1 protein-coding gene is annotated in these 416 nt (G+C 43.8%); it reads left to right on the plus strand.

The window, feature by feature from the left end; translation table 11 throughout:
• Window positions 1-148: 148 nt before the first annotated feature.
• The coding region (locus A3761_RS01050) for a hypothetical protein (RefSeq protein WP_197472699.1) at window positions 149-416 on the plus strand (268 nt) is incomplete at its 3' end.

Below are 416 nucleotides of genomic sequence, written 5' to 3' on the forward strand. Positions count from 1 at the left end.
GATGACTTCTGGCGATATTTATGATGTTATCCAAGGCGATAACGCATGGAAGGCTATTCGCTAGTGATAACCGTTAGCCGATTCTAATCGAGTCGGTTAACTGAGAATCATTCTCAAATAACCTAACCTAAAAATAGAGGAAAATATCATGGCTAAGAAATGGTCGGAAGAAATGGCAGCAAAAGCGGTTGAACTGTACACTGCAAAACTTGAAAGTGAGGGCAAAGAAGCCGCTGCTGACAATGAGTTTCTAGACTCGATTGCAAAACAGGTCGATGCGGTATCCGGTAAAGCGGTTCGCTCAAAACTAACCGTAATGAAAGTTTACGTAAAACCGGATGCAGTGGCTAGCGTTGCCAAGACCAACACGCTACGAAAAGAGCATTTTGTACGCGCTCTAGCGAATTCGCTGAAAC

Source organism: Oleiphilus sp. HI0123 (assembly GCF_001635315.1).